Raw genomic sequence first — 24,656 nt, forward strand, 5'->3', positions numbered from 1 at the left:
TTACACCTAATCACCATGTGTTAACGATTGAAATCAATTGGTTACAAATTAACCTTAAAAAATATTTTATTTCATCATAAGAACAATGATGTAAAGTCTGTTTCTCTTTTGCTACAGCTGCCCTAACAGCTGTAGCAATAAAGCTACGCCCTAAGCCCCTCAGGTTACACTGAGCCTTTCGCTCACAGGCTGAATTCCTACCTAATGTAGCGTGCTTGACCGACAGGAAAAATAATCAAATAGGCTCTAGGCAAGACGCCCCCTAGCCCCACTCTCTATTTGCAAAGCTGGTGACTATCTAATCTGATCACACAACTCTTAGGATTAAGCGCTTGCCAATAGACTTTATCAACAACGGCATTACAGCCGGCATCTTCTATAAGGGCAATATCCTCATCGCATAATAGAAGCACCGCATTGTCACCTTGCACTTCAACTTTGATGATATATTCGGCAAAAGGGGCAACCTTATCCGGTTGCTCAATCGAAACACGTTCTAAGGCTTGATGACCATTTTCAATCGCAACCTCTCCAAATTTAATAGAACCATCAACCGTTTGAGACAGGTCTTTAAATTGTGACGCTAAGTCATACATTTTTTCATTGTTATAAGGGTTAGATGTAGAGCATCCAACGATTAGCATAGATACAATAATAAAGAGTAGATGTTTCATGTGTTATTCCAAGCGGTTAAATTTCCGTCTTCACAGAGGCCGGTATCTAAATTCCAGTTTAAGAACATATCAACACTCCCCTCATCAAAAACAGCATTAGCCAAACAACAGATGTATTCCCTTACGTTTTCAACAGCACGTTCGAAAATAGCATCGTAATCGGCGACTCCATCAGGCGTTTTTAAAGCTTTAATATAAGAGGGATCGATGGCGTCTTGATTGGGATAAACTAACCCTTGTTTAGCCGCAACATGCCGAGCAAAAGGAAAAAGTCGATAACCTTCGTCGGCGTTATCCACGATGAACCGAAAACCTTTATGCCAACCATTAATATCTGGCGGTGTAGCATTCGCTTTTTCAGGGAAGATCTCCGTTAAACAGCGTCCCCATAACGTCGTGATGGTTTTATCTAAATCCGATGGATTATGAGCATCATTACAGGCACCAATATTATCTCTAACTCTATCGGCATAGCCGATTTTGCCTAAGTTCAGCTTTGGCCAGATATATGCGTCTTGGTTCATTTCACAGATGCGGTGCTCTTTTGCATTCTCCTTATAAGGCCCAACTCTCAGCTCAATCACAGGGTGAATTGTAATATCAGTAATCACATGGGCAACAAAACCACACAGCCAAGAAAACGCTTTCTCTTGCTCTTTATTCGGCAGCACCTTCACAAGCAAGATTGCTTTTTTTATTAAGACACCTACTTTTTCATAATGCATCTTATCTGCCCACGCCTTTTGAGCTGGGCTTATTAACATCAAATAGGGATAGTCAGGACTGACACAGCCCAACTCAACAAACTTTTGATTTCTACTTAGGATTAACTTTGCCCTCTTAGGCATATCTAGTTTTTTGAGGTTTGCATTACTTAGTGCGAAATTAACCGCTGCAAGATGTGCGAATGCACCAGGCATGGTTCGTCCTTATTATTAATAATGTATCCGTTATGTTACTGGCTTAACCTGAGGCCAATAAACTCGTTGCCAGCAAAACCAAAACAGAAAGCGATTCGAAATATGATTTCAGGCTCCATATGTTTCCCATGTGGCTTTTGACGCAGCTACTTGTTATGTGAAATTATTTTATTTAAGTAAATTTTATAAATCGTTGTTTGTAAAACAATAGGAATAGCAAAAAACGCGATTGATTGTAAATTATTAGCGATAGAAGTATTGGGAGCATTAAACACCCCTAAACATAGGCTAAAAAATATTGAAACGGCCAAATAAATAAAAATACTAGGGTTATTACTTTTTTCTATTAGCCTGCTGATTGGCATACCGATAAGAAGCCAGCCTAATAAGGATATCAACACATAGAGAAACAAACCCATTAAAAGTGCAATGATCCATTTAAACATGACGCTAAAAAAGATAAGCACACTATTATCTATATCTGAAGGAGCACGAAAGTCGAGGGCCACAAAAAATATAATTAAAATAGGGAAAGGACTCACCAGCACTATCGATGTAAAACAGGCTTTCCATCTACTCTCTAACCTAGCGAGACTCATATAGAACACACTCCCATGTTTTTAGGCGGTTTTTATTTTTTTGAAACACAAAGCCTTACATAAAGAACCGAAACCAAGCGGCAAAGCCGCAAAGTGAAGGTTCAGCACCGCAGGAACGCCATTGATTAATTTGTTAGGCAAGACTGATAATTCCTGCGGACTCTAAGATAACTATGAACAAAATAGCGATCAATAAAAAGCTATTACCCAAGCAATGCTCATTCCGAAAACCTTCCAGCTAGACTGAAAATCATACTTATATCTTCAAGATTAACCATTTTATATCCTATGCATAACGCCCGCTTAAAATATGCAGCCAAGCGTCATTTTTGAAGTGCTTGTTATACTTTGAATCGATCGACTTAACGAGGCGGGTCAATATTATTATTAATTGAATTGTTAACACGAAACCAACCAGCAATAGAATACCTATCCCTAGTAGCGGGCAACACCTCATGAGGAAACTCTTCACTCAGAAAAAACACTAAAGTTCCGTATAAAGGAACAACTTTTAACCCTTCACGATCTTGATCATCACTATATAACACCAGCTCACCACCATCAGAGTGTCCCCAGGCTGGATTTAAGTATGTTACGACCGATAGAACGCGGTTTGCCTCTCCTCGAAAAGCATCGCGATGTCTTTTGTAGTATGCCCCCGGCGAATAATGTGCAAAATGACTCTCAAAAGAGAATAAACCTAAAAAGAGCCTTTGATTTAAGAAACGCTGTAATTTAGATGTCCAATCGATCCACTTCTTTCCCGCATCCGACTCTTCAACAATCCAAAAAATCTCATCCGTTCTTACAAATTCGGTCTTTAAAAAGTCCTCACCACGCCCAATACCTGCATCAGCGTATTTGGCCGCATTTAAATCTTGTTGGTATGAATACAAAGAACTTGATATATCATCAGGGAGAGCTCCATGCCGAATGCTGTACCCTTGTTTTTCCAGATCATCGGCGATAAGACCAAATAGTGTTTCATCAAAGGTATTTCCGCCACTCGCTTTGGGAAATTTTTTTAGCACTGCCAATTTTATTTACTACCTATTCAGAATTAATACTTCAACTCATCTTGGATAACGTTGCATTCTCAGACTTGCCCAGTGCAACGCTTTGTTAAAGCCATTGGCTAGTATAACCTTATATTTATTAACTGAACTATCTTGTTGTAAAGCAGCCAGAGCTTTCTCTATTGATGTTCGATCAACCCGATATGCCTTCAGCAGATTCCAGTTCAAGGTTGTCAGGCAAACTACTTATTTTTAACTGCCCATCATTGATAAACAGAAGAAAAAGTGGCATCCCAATATCATCATCTTCACAGGTAATTGCCCCAACATAACCAATTGAAGTACTAATGGTTGCAAGCCAACAAGCAAATGGGAGTTCGCTAAGAGCCCCTTCCAATTTATGGCTAGGCAGATATAAATTTACGCCATAATTCATTTGACCATCGGCTGCACAACCAGGGGAGTAGACTGATTGCCAAAACTCAGATCGCCAACCCCCTACTGGAAACTCCTTGTATGATTTCCAGTAAACATAGTTAGGTAAGCCGCTAGAAAAAAAGGAGTGATTGGGTAAATCAGTCGGTGGAGAGCCATTACCATTAAGAATATATTCTAATGTGGCAATTTCTGTGGCCATTAGATTGCGTTTAAGTTTTAAATTCAACGTAAAAGTATAGTGATTCGACATAGTATTATTTCTGCCCCAACCCTGAGTACTAAGCGCATTGATATACACGATTCAACTATTTGGGTTTTTCCTCATGCACAAGCATTTCCATATATTTTGTGAAACGCCTTTGTCTAGTTTCAGGTTTCTTTGCGCTTGTTAAACCATAAGCGATAACATAACGACTCGATTTATTAAGTGTCTCAAAAAAAAATTTTACTCTTGGCTGATTATCCAATGCTACTAAGAAATCTGCAGGCACTTCCATTTCACTTACTACATAGGCGTTTTCCCACCGACCGTCAGCCTTTGCTGCACGCACATGTACAAGCCCAGGTTCCCTCATCCGGTCTTCGCCGATCAAACGTTCCACATGCTCTGTGTTTCTTTTAGACCAGTTGCTTCGTGCTGTTCTAGGAGTTATGCGTTGAAGATAGGCTTGATCATCAATTGACTTTTTTACGCCGTCAATCCAGCCCCAGCATAAAACTTCTATCACCACATCATTCCAAGTAACACTTGGGATTCCAGTATTCTTTTTAAAAATCTTTACCCACAACTCACGTTCCCTTGCATGATTCTTCTCGAGCCACTTGCCAAGATCTTTTGGCGTTGCAAATGCAATAATTTTTAATGGATCAGGTTCTGGCATCTAAATTAGATTCTCTTTAGTGATTGGTTGGCGTTATAAAAAGCTATCACGTTGCTTGGCCTTATTTAATGTTTATAGCGCCATATGCAACAGCGGATAAGACTTGCCCTGACCACCAATTGGTGAACGGCCCGTAACAGAAAAACCAATATTCTGGTAAAAACCTAACGCTTGCTCATTCTGTTCATTAACATCAACTTTGCTAGCCCCTTGGGACTTGATCGCATAAGTAGCTAACAGAGTTCCTAAACCTTTGCCACGCGCATCAGGTGAAATGAACAGCATCTCAATGTTTCCACCATGTACACCACAGAACCCCAATATTTCACCCTTACTATTTTTTGCACACCTTAAATCAACGGCGTCAAAATACTGCTCTAAGATCAGTGGCTTTAATTCCTGAAGATCTTCTTCCGCCAAAAAATCATGGGTTGCTCTCACAGATCCTTCCCAAATTTTTAGCAGCCTAAGATGATCTGCTTTTTCTACAACTTCAATATTCATCACTAAACCTGATTGAAAATTTAACCTTTGGCTTTCCGATATGCCGGAGCATAGATGCGTCCACCAACAGTATGTGATAGTAGCTCAATCAGGCAACCCCTCGAACTTTGGTACTTCCCCTAACTCCTCATCCCAAGCAGCTCTGCTGGACAAAAAGATATGCGCTGTAGGCACCATAGATATTTCAGTGTCCAAGCACCCTGCGGGAACGACGAGCAAACCTTCGATCTGAGTATTTGGCAGTGCTGAACCACAGACCTTACAAAAGCTTTTGTTATGACGACTGCCAGGAAGCGTAAAGGACGTCACAGCATCGGCACCCGACCGCCAGACCAATGTTGCTGACCGTGAGAATAGGTTTGCCGCATGAGCCGAACCCGTATCTTTTTGGCAATGCTGACAATGACACAGGAAAAAACTATCAAAATCACCCTTTATCTCAAAACTCACAGTGCCACATAGACAAGAACCCACATAATCAGTCATCAGAACCTCCTCCTTGGTCTTTGGATAAAACACACCTAACGCCATGATAATCTATGCCACATATGGAATGGCTTTTTGGGTAAGGTGGCGTAGCCACCCCAAAAAGGCGCGGAGTATGGTGCATCAAGTTGATAACCTTGTTAGCCTTTTCTCTTGCCGAACCAAAATTGGATGACAACCCAGCTGCAAAAAGCAAGCGCCGAAAAATGGATGGGGGCCCAATAAGGTACCCATGGCTCCAGAGGAAAAGATTCGAAATCCGTTCCCGTTGCAATGCTACAAGGATGCTCACCTTTTAAATTAATGCCGATGATATATCGAACTACATGATAACTGGACAACGGTAACGCCAATAACACAGGCAATGTGAACCAGCGTACAAAAAGTCTTCGCGCTCGCCCAATGAGAGCAACGCCAGAAAGACCTACAATTGCTGGCACAAACACGAATAATGATACAAGCCAAACATCGAGACTACCCTGAGTACACGTAGTTACTTCTACCAATGTAGTCAGGAAAACCACAAAGCTCAGTAGCAAAAGCGAGATGATCGATACCGTTGTTGTCATATTCATACCAACGCCTCAATAAGCGGCGATCGCGCTCTTTGCGAACGTCCGTCTTCACTGATTTGTTATTAGCCAATGCCCTTATCTTAACTCACTAAAAACTTCAGGATGTTGTTCAGCTATCCTTAGTAATGCAATTGCTGGTCCTTGAGGGTTTCTTCTTCCCTGTTCCCAATCCTGTAAAGTTCTTGTGCTTACACCGAGTAAACCGGCAAACATAACCTGAGACATTTTTAATTTAGAGCGAATAACCTGTGGCGCTGATGGCTCACTTAATTCGTTATTGCGTAGAGAAACCTTTCCCTTTTTATATTCCTTAATCTCATTTATACCTGCAAGAATTTCGGCACCTATATCTCTATTATTCATTGTCGATTGCCTCTCCTATTTGTTTCAACACATGACCTGCGATAGTCGCTCGCTCCGATTTACTGTACATAGTGAGCATCCATATCTCATGTTCAGCCTTCTTCCAATAGTAAATAGCGCGCACGCCACCACTTTTGCCTTTTCCTGAAGAGGCCCACCTTACCTTTCTGACACCACCAGAGCCCTTTACAATATCCCCGGCGTCTAGTTTTTGAAGAAGGTAAGATTGCAAACCACGATATTCATCATCTGATAAATAATCTGTAAGCAGTTTAGTAAAGAAGCTTGTTTCTATAAAGATTATGAGGCAACAATACGGCAATGCCGTACCTTGTCAAGCGATGCCTATTGCCGAATAGACATAATGACTCCCACGAGGTGCTGACATCCATTTTCGTGGGTTAGTTAGAAGCCAGAGCCATACTGTATCTGTTAACAATACCAGTCGGAGGTCAGCATGATTAACAGTAGCATAATTTTTATTAGCTTAGACACTCACAAAAAGTTTACTGAGGTCGTAAAGGGCTGACCCCTTCAATTCGTGGATCCAGCAAAACGTTTATCGAGAGTTCCCGCATAATGACAGGTTTAGAGTTAGTGCATTGGATCAGTCCACGGCAGTGGCATAATCTCCGACGGCGTTAGGCAGGCAGCTGTGTGAACAGTTGATCCACGAGCATAGACTGAAGATCAGTGCCACGACGGAATAAGTAAGGTAGGCGCTGCTCATTTAAGAATGAGTAATCCACGGATACCAGCATGAAAACCGACGAAATTACCGACCTCATTCGATGCATTAACTCTATTTAGTTAGACAAAAAGGCTTTGAACGAAAAAGCAGGTACAACTGTGTTTAAACTTGACAGTGGGAGTCATACCAACGCTTTACTAAAAGGCCACATTGGCGCAGCCATGTTTTTTGTGGTCCTTTTTAAGTAACTTGTTAGCCTGATAGTAATAGAGATCTTTATAAGGCATCACTAAAAAGCAGACCTCTTTTGCCTGAAAATTGATGTGGCTAATCTTCAAGCCTAGCTCTCTAATCCTATCTACATAAGCTTGTTTGAATTCAGGAAATGGTAAATCAAAGTCAATTATAAAAACCAGAACGCAATCCCCGTAATCTTTTAGGGATTTATCAGACGCAGTTTTCTCTATGAACGGTACTAATAAATCTACATTTTCACCGATACTATAAACTCGTATATTCCCATAACCACGCTCATGCAGATTACGTGTGCTTAGAGCACATTCTTTCCCATCATGAGGGTACGTTAACTCTATTTTTTCGAACAAATCACCTTTGTCATCGTATACCTCTGCATCAAACCCTTGATTTCCATTGATCGGAATAATCCTGAACCTATTTGGATAGCGTCGCCTAGCAAAGACTTCCAAAGGGATAACCTCATCTCTAAAGAATTTATATATTCCTTTTTTCGATTGAGCTAACCTTCTTTGCTCTTTATCCCTGAAGATCTCCCTTTTCCACTTTTCGTTAAAATACATGAGTCCTTTTGGGCATCGATATTTTTCAATATCGTCAGAGTTCAACATATGCACCCCTTATGGCTAACGCCCGCATTTGCGGCTGGTTTGAAGCGCAGCGGAAAACCAGTCCGACAACATGCGCTTGTTATGCCTAATTAATCCATATAGACAAATTTGCAAATTCACCCACAAGCCTTTTTATATTTGCGTGGCCAATGGCGATTCCTACGCTTGTTAGCATAAAGCTCTTCAAGTCTGAGCTAGACCAAGCATCAAACACTTGTGCCATATAAGGCCTAATTTCTATACATTTTTCTTTAATTTTCCCTTCATTCATCTTACCCAAATTAAAAAGAGCTAATATTTTCGGACGATCTTCCTCAGGTACATTTAACTGCTCCATATTTTTCTCCAAAATTTCTTTGGAGTTCGCGCGAACCTGAAGTTTTTCAGGATCGTTCAGGCATGGAATAAAAAAGTTTTGATCAGTTCCTATGGACACTTCTCGCTTAGTTATTTCCTCAGGATCAAACCCTTTTAAGAACAACCCCTGATAGGTTTGACCTAAAATATTCTCCAAATTGACTGAGCCCATACTGATAGCCCCGCAGCCAGAAAATTGAAGATGCTGATAGGAAGCTTGATTCTTGGGTATGTTTTCTGCAAAAGGGGCGCAATGCGCATCCAAATACTGCCCCAAAGATTCATGATTCCCAATCCCAAAATTTTGCGTATACCGAAAAAGGAACGCTACAGCCAAAGCGGCCAAGTGTTCTTTTGTGAGCTTGGGTGCAATAGATAGAGATTCATTCAATACTATTTGCAAAATGTCTCGCTGGTTTTGCTTGCTGCGATCTACAAGTAGATCAACAAGCAATGAGCCCAAGTCTTCATCACCTGACCTTGCATGTTCTTTTTGTACTGTGAATAAAGCATGTTGAAAGTCAGGGTCTTGAGCTTTCGAAAAACCATCAGGATTTTCTGCTTGAAGCTTGGCGAGAAAGTCTTCAGTAATTTGCGACGCGCGCGATTCTGCAATAGTTTTTGCTTCACCTGCTAGATCATAGAAGTTAGCTTTAAATACATCAGTGGCAACCTGCCTGACTTCTGCATACGTTAGTCCTTGAACTACGTTAACTTCTTCAGCTTGTATGTTGGTGGAGTTTTCCCCGCCTTTTTGTACTTGCTTACTCACCTTTATCTTTCTCTTTTATATTGATGCTGCCACCAATTTGTATATTTGTAGAGCCTTTTCCACCTTTTTGCACTTGCTTTTTGCTCTTTGATGAAAGCGCCCATCCCGCTATAGCTAATGGAATGGCGATTGCTATTCCACTAAAAAGCCATTCTTTATTTTCGATAAGCCAATCCATTCCTTCTCCTTAGTTTACGGGGGCATAACGCCGCCAGCAGGGGCCGAAAAACCAGAGCGAAGCGGCGGTTTTTTGGTCCCTCTGGCTGGCTTTGTTAAGCATTAGCTATGTTTAAATATTTGCAGCATGATATGAGTAACTCTGATAAAAGCAGACAGAGAGGCTACAGAAAGACCCACCCAAAGAATTGAATACCAACTAGCTGATTGCTGTGAGAAATACCCGATTACATCCAAAGTGCAGAAGGCAAGGTTTAACCAAATAGCTTGGCCTATATAGGAAACAAGCTCATTAATATAGCCGCTGTCTTTTAGATCATTAATCAACGGGGAGTTCATGCTGATTAAGATAGCTTTACTTGTGGCGAGAAAGCCTACGAAAATACCTGACACACTTAAAGTTGAAGAGATAATAGCATCGCTAGTTGGGAATTGAGATTTGCTTTGCCACCACAATACGCAGGCAATAATGCCAAATAAGTATGGATAGGTTTTCTCAAAAAGAAGCTTCATTATCTTAGAATCCGGCTCCATCCGTTCTTGGCTCGCAATAATGCCCGCCACCGTTCTTCACGAGGGTATCTTAAGTCAGCACCAACCCGCAAATCGTTAAATTCGGAAGATAAGCGATGGCCGATCAAATCAAGTACCTCAGTGACCGAGTCTCTTTCCTCTCTGCCAGCAACCTCCAATTTAGTTACTGCGTCGGGATTCTGGCCCAAAATGTTCTGGAGCGAAGCAATCCCTTCTTTGGCTTTATCTGCCAAACCGCGTTGACGCTCACCACTAACAGAGATTTCAACCTTGATCTTATCAGCACCGGCCTCTCGACCATAACTGATGGCTTCAGATAAGGCTTGTCCACGCTGGCGATCTTGGGCAGACATTTTGCTTACATCTAATGTAAAAGCGACTTTTCGTGTGATGCCTTGGTTTAGTAATCTGCGCTCAACATCTTCATCATACTTTGGTTTAAACGTGTACAGGTTATTACTTGTGCCATCAAATGCACTCAGGTAATCAGCGATTACCCCTGCGCGGACACCAAAGTGATTATACTGAACCAATATGTATCCTGACGCAGGATCATAGAGAGCAGCCGTTTCTTCACCAAATCCCTCTTCATCATCAAAATCAAACCCCTCCACTTCTGCATCACGGCTGACTCGGCCTGGGCCATGATCAGTCCTGATTCTTACAAAGTCGATTAGCCATACATCATCGCGCAACTCCACTGTTTCCGCCCGAAGTTCTGCCTGATTGATAATTCTAATTCGCTCACGTAGGTTTCGCTCCCTTTCAATAAGAGAGAAAACATCTTCAAGCGGTGAACTTTCATCTGTTCTCTCTACTTTAAACGCATGTACTTTCACATCTATTCCTTGTACTACTGAACTTTAATCTTGGTATTGCTTAACATTTGTATATACGGGGGTCCGTGTATCTACCCACATAGCTATTAATTAAAAATAGATGTAATTATTTGAAAAGGAAGGAGAAACTAAAGAATCAAATCGTACTCTTCCGTGACAAAACAAGCATGCGTATTAGTAATTGATATACCTTACTACTATTAAAAGCAGCTCCGTATATCTATCCATGCCAGACATCCATCTCTCTGATTTATAACTATTTTTAACCTAAGCATGGTGACAATACAAGTTCCTTTCGCTCACGGGGTGAGCTCCTACATCAGCGTATTTCTGTAGGAGGCCAACCTTTGGCCGAAGCCCTATTAAAGGTTGGCACCTCTTTTACTCGTTGGCTAGGATGCCTTTAGACCTTTTTCTTGCCCATTCGACGAACGATAAAGATTAAGGCTAGAGACACTAAACCAGAGATCGCTAGGTGATCCGGCTCTGTCATAAAATGAACAATACCGCTCATAATGCTGGCGTGTTCTGAATGCGCCAGTGCAGGTAGTGATGTCGTTAATGCAGCGGCGCCAGTCAATGTACTAATCGCTATTTTTTTCATTTTTTAATCCTTTCTTTCTTTAAATTTTTTGGCGGTTTATTTAAACAACAGCAACGGCAGGTGGTAAGGTTTTAGCCGTTAGCATGCCTTCGCTAATAATAAATTGGATAATATCATCTAAACCTTTCGCTTGTTTTAGATTAGCAAATACAAATGGACGTTCACCACGCATTCGCTTTGCATCGGTATCCATCACTTCAAGAGATGCACCAACAAGAGGAGCTAAGTCGATTTTATTGATAATGAGTAGATCCGATTTAGTAATACCCGGCCCACCTTTGCGTGGGATTTTATCACCTGCTGATACATCAATCACATAGATAGTAAGGTCCGACAGTTCAGGACTAAAAGTCGCGCTTAGGTTATCGCCACCGCTTTCGACAAAGACGACATCTAGATCCCCATGACGTTCGATTAGTTGGTCGATTGCGGCGAGGTTCATTGAGGCATCTTCACGTATAGCAGTATGGGGGCATCCGCCCGTTTCTACACCGATAATTCTGTCCGCACTTAGTGCTTCGTGTTCAGTTAGAAACTTAGCATCTTCTTGGGTGTAAATATCATTAGTGACGACCGCTATATCATAATGATCTTTCATAGCGGCACAGAGTGATCTCAACAGTGCCGTCTTACCTGATCCGACGGGGCCACCTACGCCAACTCGTAGTGTTTGCTTTGGTTTACTCATCTATTGTTTACCTCTGTTGTCATTCTGTCGTTATTCCGTAGTTATTTTCTGTTTGTATAAATATTAAGAACGAAATAACCGTGAATATTGTTGTTCATGTAAGGCACTCGCGATAGCTAATGCGGGTAAGCCAGCGCCGATCTGTTCTTCTTCTATTGGTGCAGCTATTTTTAAGGCGCGGCTTAGTATAGGTTGCAGATCACCTAATAAGATCTGAGCTTGGGTCTGCCCTAGCGGAACTAGCTTAGTGGCCGCTGCCACTTGGTTTTCTAACCAAGACCATGCAAAACCTAAGGCTGCACTGGCGTAGTTGATCTTCCAATGGGCAGCTGCGATAGCAAATAGCGTTATAAAGCTAACCTCTTCAGGAATGCTGCCTCGGCCATGGGCAAAAGGCTGCTCTATATTTAAGCTATTGAGTAAGCGAACTAAGGCTTCGCCCATTGCGGTATCGGTTAGCCTAAGTTCTTTGCTTTCGCGGCAAGCTAACACCAGATCATTTAAGCGTTTAATCTCGTTCCAATCTTTGCGGTTTGCTGCATCCATCAATAATCTAAGTGCTGGGAGATCTACTTGGGCGACCGCGTGCAATAACTGCATCTCCAACCATTCATGAACATCCACCTGTTTACCAAGCCAACCGCAATCAATGGCGTACTCCAAACCTTGAGAAAAGGAGTATCCCCCCACGGGTAAACTCGCACTACTAAGCTGCATTAAACGGAACAGGGCACGATCATTAGTTAAAATGGCTTCTGCGTCCTCAACAGACTTAGTCGTTGGCGTCATAGTTTCTGGCTGCAGCATCGTCGCCTTAGTGATGGGAGTGACCATGACTATAAGCTCCAGATTCAGGAACAAAGATCGCTTCTTCATGCGTAACAACTAAACCTAACTGTACTAGCATCTCCTCTAGCACATGATCAGGCTTAATTCTTAACCAGCGCTCACCCACCTCTATTTTTGTATGACGGTTCCCTAAGTGGTAACAAGCACGGGAAAATTGGTGCCAATCATCACTCGATGCTAAGGCAACCGATTCAACAGCGCCCGCCACTTTGATATAACGTCCGCAGGTGGTTTTTAGATATTCGCCCACCAGCAAAGGTTTGCCGCGCTCAAGAAAAACACGCACCTCTTCACCTTGATCACTGATCAATTTAAGGCGGCCTCGATCACGCTGCTCGTGGGTTAGCACTACACGGCTATCCGCTTGATGATGGCAGTGTGTGCCTAAACGTTCATAAACTTCTAACATCTAACGTCTCACTCTTTATTAAATCTCGCGCTTATAAAACAACCTTAAAACAGGGTATATAGCTGCGCTAAAGGCAGCTCTTCTGCCGGTTCACAGGTAAGCATTTCACCATCTGCGCGGACTTCATAGGTTTGTGGGTCAACCGTAATATCAGGCATCCAGTCATTGAGTACCATATCGGATTTGCTGATATTTCGTGTGTTCGCGCAGGCAGATAAACGACGCTGCAAGCCTAAGCTCTCGGCAATATTATTATCTAAAGCGGCCTGACTGACGAAAGTTACGCTGGTTTTAGCGGGTGCTGAACCACAAGAACCAAACATAGGACGATAGTGCACAGGTTGTGGAGTCGGAATTGAAGCATTTGGATCCCCCATCGGCGCGGCGGCAATCATACCGCCTTTAATAATCATGGAGGGTTTTACACCAAAGAACGCCGGTTTCCACAACACTAAATCCGCCAACTTGCCCGGTTCGATAGAACCGACTTCATGCGAAATACCGTGGGTAATAGCCGGGTTAATCGTGTATTTAGCGATATAACGTTTGGCTCTAAAATTGTCAGTACCTCCGGCTAAATCTTCTGCCAATAAGCCAAACTGCGTTTTCATTTTATGGGCTGTTTGCCAAGTACGGGTGATCACTTCACCAACACGTCCCATCGCTTGGGAGTCGGAGGAGATCATGCTGAAGGCACCTCGATCGTGGAAGATATCTTCGGCGGCTATGGTTTCTTTACGAATACGGGAATCGGCAAAGGCCACATCTTCAGGGATATTGCTATCTAGATGATGACAAACCATCAACATATCCAAATGCTCATCCACCGTATTTACCGTAAACGGACGTGTAGGGTTAGTGGATGATGGCATTACATTAGGATAGGAGCAGGCCCGAATAATATCAGGCGCATGGCCACCGCCCGCTCCTTCTGTGTGGTAGGTATGGATAACACGGCCTTTAAACGCACCTATAGTGTCATCAACAAACCCCGATTCATTCAGCGTATCGGTATGAATAGCCACTTGTACATCGTACTTATCAGCAACGGTTAAACAGTTATCTATTGACGCTGGGGTCGTTCCCCAGTCTTCATGTAGTTTTAAACCACAAACACCGGCCTCAAGTTGCTCTTCTAACGCCTCAGGTAAACTTGCATTCCCTTTACCTAAAAAGCCTAAGTTCATCGGCATATTGTCGGTTGCTTGTAGCATTTTTCCAATATTCCACGGACCGGGTGTACAGGTTGTTGCATTAGTGCCGGTTGCTGGCCCTGTACCACCGCCAATCATCGTGGTTACACCCGACATCAAGGCTTCATCAATCTGCTGAGGGCAGATAAAGTGAATATGCGCATCGATACCACCCGCAGTAAGGATAGAGCCCTCCCCTGCGATAATTTCGGTTCCGGGGCCGATCACTATATCCACATTATCTTGTATATCCGGGTTCCCCGCTTTACCTACTTTGGCAATACGCCCCTCTTTAATGCCCACATCCGCTTTAACTACACCCCAATGATCAAGTATGAGTGCATTGGTAATAACCAGATCCATGGCGATATCGTTGGTAAGCTGGCTTTGTCCCATGCCATCACGAATCACTTTACCACCACCAAACTTTACTTCGTCGCCATAGGTGGTGAAGTCTTTCTCAACCTGAATCCAGAGATCTGTATTACCTAAACGAACCTTATCCCCGGTTGTTGGACCAAACATCTGCGCATAACTAGTGCGATCCATTGTTTTTGATGAGGTTTTTAATGAGGCGCCTGAAGATGACCCTTCGAGCTCAAGCGTTCCCATTACATCGCCGCGGAATCCATAGATCGTTTTACTGCCCGCATACTCAACCAATTCAACTTCACGGCCTTGGCCCGGCTCAAACCTTACCGCCGTACCCGACGCTATGTTCAGGCGATAACCTTTCGTCGCTTCACGATCAAATTCTAATGCGGGGTTAACCTCAAAAAAGTGATAGTGAGAGCCTACCTGTACTGGACGGTCGCCACTGTTTTCAACTCGGATGGTTTGCGTTTTACGGCCAGCATTAAGCGCTATGCTTCCCTCTGCTGCCTGAATCTCGCCTGGAATCATGGTTCTATCCTCTTCGCGCCATCAACATTTAGTTAATTGGGTTATGAACGGTGACTAATTTAGTGCCATCGGGAAATGTCGCTTCCACTTGTACTTCGTGGATCAATTCCGGTACCCCGTCCATCACCTGCTCAGCTGTTAAAAGGCTTTTACCGTAGCCCATCAATTCAGCCACTGTTTTTCCATCACGTGCGCCCTCTATTATTTCCATACTGATATAGGCCATCGCTTCGGGGTAGTTCAGTTTCAAGCCACGGTTAAGACGTCGCTCTGCCAGTAATGCTGCCGTAAACACCAGCAACTTATCTTTCTCTCTTGGTAACAGTTCCATTACTCACCTCTTTGGCCAGGTGTAATTAAATTTGGATGCTTCATTACAATTCATTGTTATATTTTATAGCGGGCTTTTAGGTTGCCCAAATTCTTGGTTCGCACGCCTCCCGTTCGATCAACGCAGGTCGTAATAAACGCCAGCAACGAGTAAACAATAAGCGAGCCTGTTCCGAGCAATCACCTAAATACCTTATCTGCATAAATTCGCCGTTCAAGCTAACCGCAGCCAGTGCAGGCGGCGGGTTATTCGCTGCTTTTACCTTTGTTAATTCAGTACATTGCGTCTGCAAAGCGCTAAGTAGCTCATCAACTTTATTCTCACCTGAAAACGGGCCAGCAATGAGCAAGGCATTTACCGATCGGTTCGCTAAACCTGCACGGCTATGCATAAAATGATGCTGTTCTGGATTAAGTGATAAGGCTTCGCGTACTTTTAAACGTCCCGCTTGGAAGATCTGCAAACGCTGTGCTAATTGGCCATGGTTAAAGGGTTGCTGGCTGGCTTTTAGACCAAAACAGCTAATCTCCCAACCAATAAAGCGACTATTTTCAGCAAGATGAATATCTGTATGCAACTGAGTATGTGCGCCGGGGTAGATGATATTTTCTAAAGGTAACCATTCTAAGCTACTGCCGGATGCTAAACGCAATTGAATATGCTGAGTTTGCAGTGTTTTATCAGCACGGGCTTTATAAACCCGCCCCGCACCGGGAGTAGTGATAAGCCCATGGGCATTAGGTGACATATCTACATTGATACGTAGATCATCACCCGACACCATACCGCCGGGCGGATGAAGAAGGTAAAGATGAGCAAGATCTCTACCTTCTGGATAAAACGCCTTCTGCACATAAAGTGGGCCTTTATGAGCACAGGTTTTAAGAACTGACCCGCGGGTGGTTTTGCTTAACCCAAGGCTAAGTTCGGCTTCCCACTTTGACTCTTTACCTGTGTTAGGCAATCGTTCTGTTATAGGGTTTACCCAATTATTCATCTATATTCGAACCTAATTCCAGGCTAATGCTTATACAGCAAGGTACTGTTTTATCAGTTCCTCACTTAGATTAGCCATCTGATCACTGGCAACCACACGGCCTTTTTCCATTAAGCGAAACTCTTTGCCTACCCTACGCGCAAATCCTAACTTTTGCTCGACTAAGATAACGGTTAGTCCCTCCTCCTGATTAAGTTTGAGGATAACATCACCTATCTGTTGCACAATATTAGGCTGAATACCTTCATTAGGTTCATCCAAGATCAACACTTTAGGTTCAATCACTAAGGCACGGCCTATCGCCAACTGCTGTTGCTGGCCCCCTGATAGATCACCACCGCGGCGATGAAGCATCTCCTTTAATACAGGAAAGAGTTCAAAGATCTTCTCCGGTATCTGTTTCGCTTTATCTTTACGTATAGGTAAGCCAATTCTAAGATTCTCTTCCACTGTTAAGGTTGGGAAAATATCTCGACCTTGAGGCACATAACCTATACCTGCCGGCGCTCTAAACTGAGCGGGTTTTGTATGCAGAGGCTCACCTTCAAGTAGAATTTCACCACTCTCGACCGGTAGCAAACCCATAAGGCATTTTAACAGCGTCGTTTTACCCACCCCATTACGTCCCATAATACAGGTACACGAGCCTGGTTTAATATCCAAATCCAAATCCCAAAGGATTTGAGTTCCACCATAACGTTGATTAACTTTTGAGATCTCTATCATGGTGCTTCTCCCAGATAAACTTCAATAACATCAGGGTTATTTTGAACTTGATCCATCGTACCTTCTGCTAGTACAGAGCCTTGATGCAGCACAGTAACAGTACGGGCGATACTGCGCACAAATTCCATATCATGCTCTACCACAATCACGGTACGCTCGCCGGCTAATGAGGTAAGTAACTCGGCGGTCCGTTCTGTCTCTTGGGCTGTCATACCTGCTACAGGTTCATCAATTAATAACAATCGAGGCTCAGCAACCAGTAACATACCGATCTCTAACCATTGCTTCTGGCCGTGCGATAAAGCCCCTGCTTGCATAAAGCATTGCTCTTTTAAACCAATCACATTGAGTACTTCATCAATACGATCAATTTCCGTTGGTGTTAATCGAGCAAATAACATAGGGATAACTGATTTTTGCTGTTTGAGCGATAACTCTAAGTTATCAAATACGCTATGGGCCTCAAACACGGTTGGTTTTTGGAACTTACGTCCTATACCCAACTGTGCAATATCGGCCTCATCATGCTGTAAAAGGTTAATGCTCTGGCCAAAATAAACACTGCCGGAATCGGGTGTTGTCTTACCGGTAATCACATCCATCAAGGTTGTTTTACCCGCGCCGTTGGCACCAATTAGGCAGCGTAACTCGCCATCATTTACATAGAGATTCAGATCATTTAGTGCTTTAAAACCATCAAAGCTCAGATTAAGCCCTTCAACGTAAAGAATAACGTCATGGGAAACATCAACCGGCTTTTGCTCATCTTTTAAAAATGACCACACTTGGTCTCTACGCATTATTTCGCGTACATCAGTTAATGTACTCATGCGTCACCCCCTTTAATTGCAGGTGCGGTATCCACCTTATCATCTGTTGGCCTAGCATCATTATCGCCACCACCAGAACGGCGCTTGTTGACCATCTTTTGGTATAGACCCATTAATCCTTGAGGTAGATAAAGGGTGACAAAGACAAACAGCGCACCTAAAGCAAACAACCAACCATCAGGCATAATGGCGGTAAATTTAGTTTTCGCAAAGTTGACAAGCAGCGCACCAACAATGGCACCAATCAATGTGCCACGACCACCCACAGCAACCCAGATCACCATCTCAATTGAGTTAAGTGGTGAGAACTCACCGGGGTTGATAATCCCCACTTGAGGTACATACAGCGCACCGGCAATACCCGCAATCAATGCAGAGTAAACAAACAACCAGACTTTAAAACGCTCGGTACGGTAACCAATAAAACGTGCTCGACTCTCACCATCACGAATGGCAACAATCACTTTACCCATACGGGATTGTAGAATTTTGTGGCTCACCACTAAGATCACAGCTAAGAGCAGCGCAGTTATGGCGAAAAGCGTGACACGGGTTGTATCTGCTTGCAGATCAAAGCCTAAAATATCTTTAAAGTCGGTTAAGCCATTATTACCCCCAAAACCCATCTCATTACGGAAGAAGGCAAGCAACAACGCATAAGTTAACGCTTGGGTCATAATGGATAGATAAACACCCGTTACACGGGAACGAAATGCTAACCAACCAAAGACAAAGGCTAAAATACCAGGGACAAGCAAGACCATCAGCATCGCAAACCAGAACTGATCCATCCCCTGCCAGAACCAAGGCAGCTCAGTCCAGTTAAGGAAGACCATAAAGTCAGGCAGCTCTGGATTACCATAAACACCGCGATCACCGATCTGGCGCATAAGGTACATACCCATAGCGTAACCACCTAAAGCAAAGAATGCCCCATGGCCTAAACTTAATATTCCGCAGTAACCCCAAATCACATCAACCGCTAAGGCCAACATGGCATAACATAGGTATTTACCTAATAAAGTGATGGTATAGGTGCTGACATAAAACGCTGAGTCTTCAGGCATCAATAGATTACCCATAGACGCTAACAACGTTAAGATAACTAAGATCGCGACAAATGGCGCAACTTTACTGTCACCATGTAAACGGCTAAAACGCATTAACTGGTTCATTCTGCAGCCCTCCCTTTCTGGGGGAATAAGCCCTTAGGACGTTTTTGGATAAAGAGAATAATAAAGATAAGTACAAAAATACTCGCAAGCACTGCACCGGTAACCGGCTCTAAGAACTTGTTCGCTATCCCTAACGAGAACGCAGCGACAAGGGTGCCCCACAAGTTACCCACCCCGCCAAATACAACGACCATAAACGAATCGATAATATAAGCTTGGCCTAAGTTAGGGCCTACGTTGGTCAACTGACTTAAAGCAACACCGGCGATACCGGCTATACCTGAACCTAAACCAAAGGTCATAGCATCGACCCAATCGGTACGAATACCCATGGCTTTTGCCATATCACGGTTCTGGGACACTGCCCGTACATTAAGTCCTAAGGAGGTTTTACGTAAGATAATCAGCAATAAACCAAAAACCAGAAGCGCAAAGGCCAAAATATATAAGCGGTTCAAGGTTAAGCTCAAAATAGGGTTAATTTCTAATGAACCACTCATCCACTCTGGTGATGCCACTTGACGGTTGAGGGGAGAAAAAACAGTACGGACTAGCTGCTGTAAAATTAAGCTAATACCAAAGGTCGCAAGTAAAGTTTCCAATGGGCGACCATGTAAATGACGAATAACACCACGTTCAATCAGAATACCGACACAACCAGACACAACAAACGCAAGGGGTATCGCAACCCATAGTGAATATTCAATCGCATTTGGCATCATTAACTGCACAACATAAGTCGTGTAGGCACCCAACATGATCATCTCACCATGGGCCATATTGATAACACCCATCACCCCAAAGGTAATGGCTAAACCAATTGCAGCTAATAGAAGAACCGAACCTAAACTTAAACCAAAGAAGAGCTGATCAATAAAACCATAAAACTCTATCTTCTCATTAATCTGTTTTAGTGCTTTGGCTGCGGCTACTTTAACTTGTGTATCAGTATCATTTTCAGCAAGTTTTACGAGTTTATTTCTCGCATCACTTTCGAGGCTATCGGCCATAATATTAACGGCGATCAATCGTTCGGCTGAATCTTTCGAGTCCGCTTGATATAAAGCCAATGCCAAATCAATCATAGCCTGCACATCTTCATCCGCTTCATTTACACGGGCGGCTGTTAAGGTAGCGATAGTGTCATCTGACAGATGTGTTAACAGGGCTTGCACCGCAGCTAAGCGCTTATCGGCGTCAGGATGAGAGATATGTAAACGTGCTATAGCTTGCTTTAAAAAACCACGAAGCTTGTTGTTTACACGAATTTTTTTGAGCTGGCTCTTACTTACATCGGCCAACTGCTTTTTGCTTAAAACACCTTGCGCCGTTAATTCGCCATCAACCGTAGAGATGATAACGACCTCTTTACTGGCTTTAACAAAATACAAATCACCTTCTAGCATGCCTTTAAACATCGGCAGCATATCTAAGCCGCCTAGTGTTTCTAGTTGCTTAAGTACAGGCAGCGCTTTACTTAGCTTGACCTCTGTTAAATTTGTTAAAAGCCCAGCAACAGAAACTGGCTCTTCAGTTTCTACCGTTGTTGCTGAAAGTGGGGGGGAGGAAACTGCCGCGACAGTTGCGGGATCAGCATCGACCTCTATTGGCTCATTTGCATAAACCGATGTTAGGGACGCAGCAACATAGCAGCACAGTGTAGCAAACAGACGTCTCACGTGAATTCTCCTGTATAGACCGCCGAGTCCGATTTGTGGGTAAAAAGTAATCGTAGTATCAGCGAATCAGGAATGGAAAGTGGCTACACTTAATCAAAGAGAACCACTTATTAACGTAGTTAAAGCTTATATTTACTTGGCAAACAGGCTTCGTAAAACTTGTGGAGGTATCCGTCACTTTTCATGAACGAGATACCTCCACTACTTACTACTGGTCGTTTATTTAGAACCAGAACACTCTTTAGTTACGGTGTTGTAGTTACCGCACTTAATAGGGCTCGTCCAATCAGAGATCAGATCTTTAGAACCTGGTAGGAAATCAGACCATGCATCACCGGCAACAACACCATCAGTTTCCCAAACGACTTCAAGCTGACCATCATCCTGAATTTCACCGATCAGAACAGGTTTGCTCAAGTGGTGGTTTTTGTTCATTACAGCCATACCACCGGTAAGGTTAGGGGTTTCCTGACCGATCATCGCCTGCTCTACTGCGTCAACATCTGTTGTGCCCGCTTTAGTAACCGCGTTAGCCCACATGTTGAAACCTATATAGGTTGCTTCCATTGGGTCGTTAGTTACACGTTCTTCACTTGTAAATGCTTTCCACTGTTTAATAAATGCAGCGTTCGCATCATTTTCAACACTCTGGAAATAGTTCCAAGCAGCTAGATGGCCCACAAGCGGTGTAGTATCTAGACCTGAAAGCTCTTCCTCACCTACGGAGAAAGCCACGACAGGAATATCTTCAGAAGAGATACCTTGGTTACCTAGCTCTTTATAGAAAGGAACGTTTGCATCACCGTTGATCGTAGAAACCACGGCTGTTTTCTTACCTTCACCACCAAACTTTTTGATATCCGATACAATTGACTGCCAATCAGAATGACCAAAAGGCGTGTAGTTAATCATGATATCTTCAGCCGCTACGCCTTTAGCTTTAAGGTAAGCTTCAAGAATCTTATTGGTTGTACGTGGATAAACATAGTCGGTACCTGCTAGAACCCAACGTTCAACACCAAGATCATTTGCTAAATAATCAACCGCAGGAATCGCCTGCTGGTTTGGCGCTGCACCTGTATAAAATACATTTTTAGATGACTCTTCACCTTCATACTGAACAGGATAGAACATCAATCCGTTTAGCTCTTCTAACACAGGTAGTGCAGATTTACGTGATACAGATGTCCAGCAACCGAAGATTACATCTACTTCTTCTTTTGTTAGTAGTTCACGTGTCTTTTCTGCAAATAGAGGCCAATTAGAGGCAGGGTCAACAACAACGGCTTCTAGCTGTTTTCCTAACAAACCACCCTTTTTGTTTTGCTCTTCAACCATCATTAGGACAGTGTCTTTCAGTGTTGTTTCACTAATAGCCATAGTGCCTGATAGCGAATGTAATACACCTACTTTGATCGTTTCAGCCGCGATAGCGCTAATACTGATCACTGAAGCACCTAATGAAAGTGCAACCCCTGCCGCAATACTTTTAAGTTTCATATCTGCCCTTCCCCTGATTATAAAATTAGCTGCACTAGTCAAACCGCTTTCAATAAAACGGCTTCTTTGTGCGATGCAATAAGACTATGCCATCGAGGTCAAAACAGGTATGCGGTGATTGACGCACACCTATACGTCATTTGACGTATATAGTATGAGAATACGCCGTCAGCCGTGCTTTTTCGCAGCTTAAATTGAAGTTTTATCAATCCTTGCTACGCCTAAGCGCCGATCAGTGCTATAATTGTGCGGTTCCGAAGATCAAAGCGAACGAGTCTTAAAGCTTTAATTACTCTAAAAGACCTGTTGGCACCGTGTTTCAAGCACTTCCTAGCATTTATGCAGGGGCCTTCAGAGAGCTTTAGATAGAGTGAATCCTTCCTTTCACATCGATTCTAGATAACAAACAAATAGAATTAACACTGCGATAGCACTTATTTCGAACTGCGCGTTCGATTAAGTTTTAATGCAATTCTGTAAATACCATATAGAGAGCAACAAATGAGTTTTGCCGACCTGGGCCTTTCACGCCCAATTTTGGATGCCGTTTCCGCTAAAGGATACGACACCCCATCCCCTATTCAAGCAGCAGCCATTCCTGCCGTCATTCAGGGTAGAGATTTAATGGCTGCCGCACAGACCGGCACAGGAAAAACAGCAGGCTTTACGTTGCCTCTTTTAGAACGTTTAAGTACGGGCACGCCAGCACAAGGGAATCAGATTAGAGCGTTAATATTAACGCCAACCCGCGAACTGGCAGCGCAAGTTGCTGAAAGCGTAAGTGATTATTCAAAGAATTTACCATTACGCTCTGCCGTTGTATTCGGTGGCGTAAAGATCAACCCGCAGATCGCTAAACTGCGCGGCGGTGTGGATATTCTTGTTGCGACCCCTGGGCGTTTACTTGATCTATACAACCAACGCATTATTAAGTTTTCTCAGTTGGAAGTTCTTGTGCTTGATGAAGCCGACCGTATGCTAGATATGGGCTTCATTAATGACATTAAAAAGATCTTAGCGGTCCTACCAAAGCAGCGCCAAAATCTTCTTTTTTCCGCAACCTTTTCTGCAGAAATACGAAAGTTAGCAAAAGGATTAGTTAATGATCCTGTAGAGATATCAGTAACACCGGTCAACTCTACAGCGACAACGGTAACGCAGTGGATTTCACCCGTTGATAAAAACAAGAAAGCGCCCGCACTTATTGAGCTGATTACAGCTAATGGCTGGGAACAAGTGCTTGTTTTCTCACGTACTAAACATGGTGCAAACCGCCTAGCTAAGCAGTTAGATGCAGCTAACATTACCGCCGCAGCTATTCATGGCAATAAAAGCCAAGGCGCGCGCACAAAAGCCTTATCTGAATTTAAAAGCGGTGCAATTAAGGTCTTAGTAGCTACAGATATTGCAGCCCGCGGTTTAGATATTGATCAACTACCCCATGTAGTGAACTTTGATCTACCGAATGTGCCTGAAGATTATGTCCATCGCATCGGTCGTACTGGCCGTGCCGGTGCGTCAGGTGAAGCGGTATCTTTAGTTTGCGCTGATGAGTTTGAACACTTAGCCGCAGTCGAACACTTGATTGGTAAGATCCTTGAGCGTAAAGAACTGAATGGTTTCTCTCCGGTACATCCGCTACCTGAATCAGATCTAAGCAAGAAACCAAGCAAAAGAAAGCCAAGCCAGAAACGCGGTGGCAGTGGACATAAAGATGGACAGCGTTCAGCAGATAATGCACGCGGCCATAAACCACAAGGTAAAAACAAAACCCATCGTTCTAGTACATCGAAACCAAGAACCGCTAAAGGCAGCGATTCTAGCTCAAACAGAAGCTCTCAAGGTGCAGCAAACACGAGTGCACCAGCGAATAATCGTCCTACTCGACGCGTTAGAAAAAGACCTGCAACCCAGTCTGCTCGTTAATTAACGCCAGAAAAGCCTTAGTTTATATCTGAGGTTTACTATAAAGCACTTAGCCAGATCGCGTTAGACTTGGCTAGTGCTTTATTATTTAGGGCCTGAATAGTTTAGATTCCGTTGTGTGATGAAGGCCAGATCAACCAGCTACCTCTCAATA

The 24,656-nt window shown here is 43.3% G+C and carries 29 protein-coding genes; 1 reads left to right on the top strand and 28 read right to left on the bottom strand.

The annotated features are described in order from the left end of the window. Nucleotides 1-275: 275 nt before the first annotated feature. The 28 genes from Q4492_RS12535 to urtA all read right to left on the bottom strand — a co-directional run bounded on the left by Q4492_RS12535 (nt 276) and on the right by urtA (nt 22,576). Nucleotides 276-674: a hypothetical protein gene (locus tag Q4492_RS12535; RefSeq protein ID WP_303418417.1), complete on the bottom strand. Its 399-nt coding sequence runs from the start codon at nt 672-674 to the stop codon at nt 276-278. Beyond that, the gene (locus Q4492_RS12540; RefSeq protein WP_303418420.1) at nt 671-1,594 is read right to left on the bottom strand and encodes a zinc dependent phospholipase C family protein; all 924 of its coding nucleotides are present in this window, start codon (nt 1,592-1,594) and stop codon (nt 671-673) included. Before Q4492_RS12540 ends, Q4492_RS12535 begins: the two co-directional genes overlap by 4 nt. Before the next feature lie 146 nt (nt 1,595-1,740). Continuing rightward, nucleotides 1,741-2,193 carry a hypothetical protein gene (locus tag Q4492_RS12545; RefSeq protein WP_303418422.1) on the bottom strand — a complete coding sequence of 151 codons (453 nt, stop codon included), beginning with the start codon at nt 2,191-2,193 and terminating at the stop codon, nt 1,741-1,743. 362 nt (nt 2,194-2,555) lie between these two features. Further along, nucleotides 2,556-3,224, bottom strand: a complete 669-nt coding sequence (locus tag Q4492_RS12550) for a 2OG-Fe(II) oxygenase (protein ID WP_303418562.1) — start codon at nt 3,222-3,224, stop codon at nt 2,556-2,558. A gap of 178 nt (nt 3,225-3,402) precedes the next feature. Next, the gene (locus Q4492_RS12555; protein ID WP_303418425.1) at nt 3,403-3,897 is read right to left on the bottom strand and encodes a hypothetical protein; all 495 of its coding nucleotides are present in this window, start codon (nt 3,895-3,897) and stop codon (nt 3,403-3,405) included. Nucleotides 3,898-3,952: 55 nt separating this feature from the next. Continuing rightward, nucleotides 3,953-4,528, bottom strand: a complete 576-nt coding sequence (locus tag Q4492_RS12560) for a YdeI family protein (protein ID WP_303418427.1) — start codon at nt 4,526-4,528, stop codon at nt 3,953-3,955. 72 nt (nt 4,529-4,600) lie between these two features. After that, entirely contained in the window at nt 4,601-5,032 is a 432-nt protein-coding gene (locus Q4492_RS12565; RefSeq protein WP_303418429.1) for an acetyltransferase, read from the bottom strand. Nucleotides 5,033-5,116: 84 nt separating this feature from the next. Then, a complete protein-coding gene (locus Q4492_RS12570) occupies nt 5,117-5,518 on the bottom strand; it encodes a GFA family protein (protein WP_303418432.1) in 402 nt (133 codons plus the stop codon). A gap of 140 nt (nt 5,519-5,658) precedes the next feature. Next, nucleotides 5,659-6,093, bottom strand: a complete 435-nt coding sequence (locus Q4492_RS12575; RefSeq protein ID WP_303418435.1) for a hypothetical protein — start codon at nt 6,091-6,093, stop codon at nt 5,659-5,661. Between the two features lie 75 nt (nt 6,094-6,168). Beyond that, complete coding sequence (locus Q4492_RS12580) at nt 6,169-6,456, bottom strand: DNA-binding transcriptional regulator (RefSeq protein WP_303418438.1); 288 nt, start codon at nt 6,454-6,456, stop codon at nt 6,169-6,171. Then, nucleotides 6,449-6,778 (bottom strand): type II toxin-antitoxin system RelE/ParE family toxin, encoded by a 330-nt coding sequence (locus tag Q4492_RS12585; RefSeq protein WP_303418440.1) that lies wholly within the window; start codon nt 6,776-6,778, stop codon nt 6,449-6,451. Before Q4492_RS12585 ends, Q4492_RS12580 begins: the two co-directional genes overlap by 8 nt. Nucleotides 6,779-7,344: 566 nt before the next feature. Further along, nucleotides 7,345-8,013, bottom strand: coding sequence for a hypothetical protein (locus Q4492_RS12590; protein ID WP_303418442.1), 669 nt, complete (start codon nt 8,011-8,013; stop codon nt 7,345-7,347). 85 nt (nt 8,014-8,098) lie between these two features. Then, nucleotides 8,099-9,142: an LPO_1073/Vpar_1526 family protein gene (locus tag Q4492_RS12595; protein ID WP_303418445.1), complete on the bottom strand. Its 1,044-nt coding sequence runs from the start codon at nt 9,140-9,142 to the stop codon at nt 8,099-8,101. After that, complete coding sequence (locus tag Q4492_RS12600; RefSeq protein ID WP_303418448.1) at nt 9,135-9,320, bottom strand: hypothetical protein; 186 nt, start codon at nt 9,318-9,320, stop codon at nt 9,135-9,137. Before Q4492_RS12600 ends, Q4492_RS12595 begins: the two co-directional genes overlap by 8 nt. Nucleotides 9,321-9,421: 101 nt before the next feature. After that, complete coding sequence (locus tag Q4492_RS12605) at nt 9,422-9,832, bottom strand: hypothetical protein (RefSeq protein WP_303418451.1); 411 nt, start codon at nt 9,830-9,832, stop codon at nt 9,422-9,424. Further along, nucleotides 9,832-10,692 carry a DUF6731 family protein gene (locus tag Q4492_RS12610; RefSeq protein WP_303418453.1) on the bottom strand — a complete coding sequence of 287 codons (861 nt, stop codon included), beginning with the start codon at nt 10,690-10,692 and terminating at the stop codon, nt 9,832-9,834. Before Q4492_RS12610 ends, Q4492_RS12605 begins: the two co-directional genes overlap by 1 nt. A 403-nt stretch (nt 10,693-11,095) precedes the next feature. Then, nucleotides 11,096-11,296, bottom strand: a complete 201-nt coding sequence (locus Q4492_RS12615; protein WP_067987828.1) for a hypothetical protein — start codon at nt 11,294-11,296, stop codon at nt 11,096-11,098. A 40-nt stretch (nt 11,297-11,336) separates the two neighbouring features. After that, nucleotides 11,337-11,984: an urease accessory protein UreG gene (gene ureG, locus Q4492_RS12620; RefSeq protein WP_303418461.1), complete on the bottom strand. Its 648-nt coding sequence runs from the start codon at nt 11,982-11,984 to the stop codon at nt 11,337-11,339. Between the two features lie 63 nt (nt 11,985-12,047). Next, on the bottom strand, nt 12,048-12,773 hold the full coding sequence (locus tag Q4492_RS12625) for an urease accessory protein UreF (RefSeq protein WP_303418564.1): 726 nt from the start codon (nt 12,771-12,773) through the stop codon (nt 12,048-12,050). 25 nt (nt 12,774-12,798) lie between these two features. Further along, on the bottom strand, nt 12,799-13,242 hold the full coding sequence (locus Q4492_RS12630) for an urease accessory protein UreE (RefSeq protein WP_303418463.1): 444 nt from the start codon (nt 13,240-13,242) through the stop codon (nt 12,799-12,801). Between the two features lie 44 nt (nt 13,243-13,286). Next, nucleotides 13,287-15,338, bottom strand: coding sequence for an urease subunit alpha (ureC, locus tag Q4492_RS12635; protein WP_303418466.1), 2,052 nt, complete (start codon nt 15,336-15,338; stop codon nt 13,287-13,289). Nucleotides 15,339-15,366: 28 nt separating this feature from the next. Further along, complete coding sequence (locus Q4492_RS12640) at nt 15,367-15,669, bottom strand: urease subunit gamma (RefSeq protein WP_303418469.1); 303 nt, start codon at nt 15,667-15,669, stop codon at nt 15,367-15,369. A 76-nt stretch (nt 15,670-15,745) separates the two neighbouring features. Continuing rightward, a complete protein-coding gene (locus Q4492_RS12645) occupies nt 15,746-16,666 on the bottom strand; it encodes an urease accessory protein UreD (protein WP_303418471.1) in 921 nt (306 codons plus the stop codon). A gap of 30 nt (nt 16,667-16,696) precedes the next feature. Next, on the bottom strand, nt 16,697-17,392 hold the full coding sequence (urtE, locus tag Q4492_RS12650) for an urea ABC transporter ATP-binding subunit UrtE (protein WP_303418474.1): 696 nt from the start codon (nt 17,390-17,392) through the stop codon (nt 16,697-16,699). Further along, complete coding sequence (gene urtD / locus Q4492_RS12655) at nt 17,389-18,222, bottom strand: urea ABC transporter ATP-binding protein UrtD (RefSeq protein ID WP_303418476.1); 834 nt, start codon at nt 18,220-18,222, stop codon at nt 17,389-17,391. The genes urtE and urtD overlap by 4 nt, the downstream gene beginning before the upstream one ends. Further along, nucleotides 18,219-19,397, bottom strand: a complete 1,179-nt coding sequence (urtC, locus tag Q4492_RS12660; RefSeq protein ID WP_303418479.1) for an urea ABC transporter permease subunit UrtC — start codon at nt 19,395-19,397, stop codon at nt 18,219-18,221. Before urtC ends, urtD begins: the two co-directional genes overlap by 4 nt. Next, on the bottom strand, nt 19,394-21,076 hold the full coding sequence (gene urtB / locus Q4492_RS12665) for an urea ABC transporter permease subunit UrtB (RefSeq protein WP_303418482.1): 1,683 nt from the start codon (nt 21,074-21,076) through the stop codon (nt 19,394-19,396). The genes urtC and urtB overlap by 4 nt, the downstream gene beginning before the upstream one ends. Before the next feature lie 219 nt (nt 21,077-21,295). Continuing rightward, the gene (gene urtA, locus Q4492_RS12670; RefSeq protein ID WP_303418485.1) at nt 21,296-22,576 is read right to left on the bottom strand and encodes an urea ABC transporter substrate-binding protein; all 1,281 of its coding nucleotides are present in this window, start codon (nt 22,574-22,576) and stop codon (nt 21,296-21,298) included. Nucleotides 22,577-23,077: 501 nt separating this feature from the next. Between urtA and Q4492_RS12675 the strand changes: the two genes are divergently transcribed. After that, nucleotides 23,078-24,502 (top strand): DEAD/DEAH box helicase, encoded by a 1,425-nt coding sequence (locus tag Q4492_RS12675; RefSeq protein WP_303418487.1) that lies wholly within the window; start codon nt 23,078-23,080, stop codon nt 24,500-24,502. Nucleotides 24,503-24,656: the final 154 nt, after the last annotated feature.

This window comes from Neptuniibacter sp. 1_MG-2023 (assembly GCF_030547185.1).
Lineage (GTDB): Bacteria > Pseudomonadota > Gammaproteobacteria > Pseudomonadales > Balneatricaceae > Neptuniibacter.